Source organism: Actinophytocola sp. (assembly GCF_035712165.1).
GTDB lineage: Bacteria > Actinomycetota > Actinomycetes > Mycobacteriales > Pseudonocardiaceae > DASYTH01.
Genome location: NZ_DASTBH010000571.1, coordinates 1 through 4,155 on the forward strand (window position 1 = coordinate 1; position 4,155 = coordinate 4,155).

The 4,155-nt window shown below is 72.0% G+C and carries 2 protein-coding genes and 1 pseudogene; all 3 read left to right on the top strand.

What is annotated here, in order from left to right; all coding sequences use genetic code 11:
• Window positions 1-714 (top strand): annotated as a pseudogene (locus VFO68_RS33530) (hypothetical protein); the annotation flags it as partial.
• 70 nt (window positions 715-784) lie between these two features.
• Window positions 785-1,993, top strand: coding sequence for a methyltransferase domain-containing protein (locus VFO68_RS33535; protein ID WP_325162459.1), 1,209 nt, complete (start codon window positions 785-787; stop codon window positions 1,991-1,993).
• Between the two features lie 11 nt (window positions 1,994-2,004).
• The coding region (locus tag VFO68_RS33540) for a glycosyltransferase (RefSeq protein WP_325162460.1) at window positions 2,005-4,155 on the top strand (2,151 nt) is incomplete at its 3' end.

Genomic DNA, 4,155 nt, shown 5'->3' on the forward strand with positions numbered 1-4,155 from the left:
CCGGACAAGACCACAATGGTCCCCGGGTACCTGCCCGACCGGTACGTCGGCCAGGACTGTGTGCGCCGGATGACCGACGAGTTCTGGCGCCGGCTCACCTCCGAGGGCTTCGTGCTGGACCTGCGGTCGGCACTGCGCACCTGGGCCGAGCGCATCGGACGGCCGGTGTACCCGCCGCTGGACGCGCACTGGGGCGACGAGGGCGGCCTGGTCATGGCCCAGGCCATGGCCGAGGAGCTCCGGCCCGGGATCAGCGACAGCTGGGTGATCAGCCCCGGCGCGCCCTGGCTGGTGCCCGGTGACCTGCCGCCGCTGATCGGCCGCAAGGGCGACATCTCCGGGCGGTACTACGCGATCTCGCCGGGCGGTCTGGCGGACCAGACCCGGAACCTGCCCTCGGACTTCACCCACCCAATGCAGCTGAACACCGCCTCCGGGCCGGGCACGATCGCCGAACCCGTCGGTCTGCTCGCCGATTCGTTCACCATTCGGGCGCTGCGCTACCTGGCCGCCGCGTTCAGCGACCTCACGGTGCTGCACTACAAGAACTCGGAGCAGGACCGGGGCCGGGAGGCCGGCGAGATGCTGGCGTCCAAGGATGTCGTGGCCGTGGAGCTGGTGGAGCGCACAGTGGTGTCCGGCAACAGCGTGATGCTCAAGCCGGACGTGGTCGACGGAATCGTCTCGGTGCTGTCCCAGCGCCCACGCCGGTAGCCCGGACCGGCTGGAATACACTCCGGCCGACTGGCGGGAAGCATCGCCGCCGCGACCGGATGGGACTGGAATGTCGGACGCCCACCTGGCCGATGCGCTGGCCAGGCTCGACGCGCACAAGAACCTGAACCTGCCGCTGCGCCGGGGCGACCTGCTCGGCCGGCTGGCCGTTCGGTTTCTCTGGCGCCGCGTGCTCAAGTGGCAGGTGGAGACGAACCTGGCCACCCGCGACGCGATCTCCAGTGTGCGGGACATCACCGCCGGGCAGCGGGTCAAGCTCGACCCGCTCGCTGCCAACCTCGGCGACGGCGCCGGGCTGGTCACCGCCGAACAGCTGCATCGCGAGCTGAACACGCTGCGGCAGAGTGACCAGAACCTCATGGCCGGCCTCAACCAGCGGATCTACTCGGCGATCGGCGGGCTGCGGACCGAGCTGGGCGATCTTCGGCTGCGCCTGGCCGAGAAGCAGGAGGAGACCGACGACGTCGCGCAGCGGCTGGCGGCGCTGGACCGCCAGTTGGCGGCGCTGGTCGCCGGCACCCGGGACCTGCGCACCCGGCACGCGCACCTCGACCTGCTCATCGACAAGCTGCGGGCCGAGCCGGACCGGGCCGTCCAGGCCACGGTCGCCGCGCTGCCCAACCGGGACGCGTTCCTCGAGCTGGCGATCGCCGAGCTGCTCGATGGACCGCTGGAGCCGGCCCGGGCGCGCCGGATGCGCTACCTGCCCCTCGTCGAGCAGGCGGTCGGCGACCGGCGCACCGGCGACGTGTTCGACATGTCCCCCGGCCGGGGCGAGTGGCTGGAGGCGCTGCGCACCGCCGGTGTCCCGGTCCGGTCGGCCTCGGAGAACCCGTACGTGGTTCGGCACTGCGCCACCCTGGGTTTCGACCTGACCGAGCGCGATCCACTGGACGTGCTGGCCGATGCCGACCACCGGACCCTGGCCGCGATCACCGCGCACCGGTTCGTGGAGCGGCTCGAGGTGAGCTCGGTGACCCGGTTCGTCGAGCTGGCCGCCGCCACCCTGCGACCCGGCGGGGTGCTCGTGGTCGAGACCCCGCACCCCGGCGGTGCGGCCGCCGCGGACTTCCACCTCGATCCGTTCGCCCGGCAGCCCGTGCATCCCGAGCTGTTGCGGTTCCTCGCGGACTCGGCCGGCTTCGCCGGCACCGAGATCCGCTACCTCGACGACGGCCCGCTCGCCGACTGGCGGACCGGGGCGGTCGACCCGGCCACGGTCCGGGCCGACCGGTACTGCCTGATCGCCTGGCGGTGAGCGGACCCGAGATGCGATACGCCTTCTGGACCCCGCTGCCCCCGGAACGCAGCGGCATCGCCGACTACGCCTACCAACTGCTCGCGGAGCTGGGTATGCACGCGGAGGTGGTGGCGGTCAGCCGCAACCCGGCGACGGCGAGCCCGCCGCCCGGGATCGCGGTGGTCCGGCCCGAGACGGCCGCCAGGCCCGGGGTGCTGCCCGTGTACCAGATGGGCAACCACGCCGGCGCCCACGCGTGGATCTACCGGCAGGCGCTCGCCGACCCCGGCATGCTCGTGCTGCACGACACGTCCCTGCTCGGCTTCCACTTCCAGCACCTCGGCGGCATCGCGGCGGAGCGGTTTCGCCGGGAGGTCGATTTCGCGCACGGACCGATCTGGGGCGACCCGCACGACCCGGCGCTGTACGAGGGGTGGCCGGCGCTCGAGGTGGACGGGGTCAAGACGCTGGACGGCTCGACCCTGCGGCTGGAGCGCCGGCTCGTCGAAGCCAGTCTCGGCGTGATCGTGCACGACCCTTACTCGGCGCAATGGCTTCGGGCGCGCTACCCGGACCGGCCGGTGCACGTGGTACCGCACGGCGTGGCCACCACGGCGGAGCAGGGGCCGGCCACGGTGCGGGCCGACCTCGGCTGGCAGGACGACCATCTGGTGTTCGGGATCTACGGCGGCTTCAACCCGATCAAGCGCATGCTGGTGGCCGTGCTGGCGTTCGCCCAGATCAGGCGGCATTGGCCGACCGCTCGCCTGATCATCGCCGGGCACCTGGACTATCCGGAGGTGCTCGCCGAGGTGCGGCGCACCATCGCCGAGCACGGCCTGGCCGACTCGGTGCACATCGCGCTCGCTCCGGGTGAACGCGAGTTCGCCGGCCTGATCGGCGCCGCCGACGTGGTGGTGAACCTGCGTTGGCCGACGGCGGGCGAGACCAGCGGCGTGATGATGCGGGCGTTCGGGGCCGGCCGGGTCGTGATCACCAGCGACCTGCCCCAGCACCGCCATCTCGACCCGGACTACTGCTGGCGGGTGCCGATCGAGCCGGCCGCCGAGGCCGAGGCGCTGCTGAACCTGATGGACCGGGCGGTGTGCTGGCCGGAGGACGTCCGGGCGGCCGGCGCGCGGGCCCGGGCGGCGATGGGCGAGACGTCCTCGTGGCGAGCGGCCGCCGAGGGGTACCTGCGGGCGCTGGAGCCGGCCGAGGTGGGTACCACCCCGGTCGCCCGGGTCCGGGCGGCGGTGGGCGTCAACGTGTTCGCGGACATGCGGGCCACCACCGGTCTGTCCGAGTCGGCCCGCCGGCACACTGCGGCCCTGCTCGAAGCCGGCGTCGACCTCACCCTGACCGAGTTCAACTCGCGCGCGCCGAACCGGTCGGTCCCGGTGCCCGAGCGGCTGACCGGGCTGCGCAGCGGCAAGGACCATCCGATCGACCTGTGGCTGCTGAACCTCAACGAGTTCCAGCTGATTCCCGAGCACGCCATGGACCGCTACTCGGTTGCGCTGTGGGCCTGGGAACTGCCCGACGTGCTGGAGTACTCGATCATGGAGTTGCCCCGGATCGACGAGTTGTGGGTCGTGTCCTCGTTCGTCGCCGAAGCGTTCCGCACCGTCACCGACATGCCGATCACGGTGGTGCCCAACGTGGTCACGCAGTCCGCCGAGATCAGGCCGGACCGGGCCCGGTTCGGCCTGCCCGAGGACGGGCTGGTGGTGCTGTTCAGCTTCAGCGCGTCGTCCAGCGACGCCAGGAAGAACCCGTGGGGCGTCATCGAGGCGTTTCGCCGGGCCTTCCCGCCGGACGAGCGCGGCACCCGGGCGCACCTGGTGCTCAAGGTGATCGACCTGCACGAGTTCCCCGAGCTGACCGTGGCGCTGACCGACGCCACGGACAGTGTCCGGGGCACGATCATCGCCGAGGACCTGACCCGCGACGAGATGGACTCACTGCTGGCCAGCTGCGACATCTACGTGTCGCTGCACCGGTCGGAGGGCTTCGGGATGGGCATGGCCGAGGCGATGGCGATGGGCAAGCCGGTGATCGCCACCGGGTACGGCGGCAACACCGACTTCATGCCGCCGGGCGCCGCCGCCGTCGTCGGCTACGACATCCGGCCGATCACCAAGGCCGACCATCGGTTCGGTGCCAAGTTCGGCGGCTGG

Excerpts from the sequence above, each read along its gene's own strand:
- VFO68_RS33535 (WP_325162459.1), top strand. The coding sequence starts at position 785 with ATGTCGGACGCCCACCTGGCCGATGCGCTGGCCAGGCTCGACGCGCAC.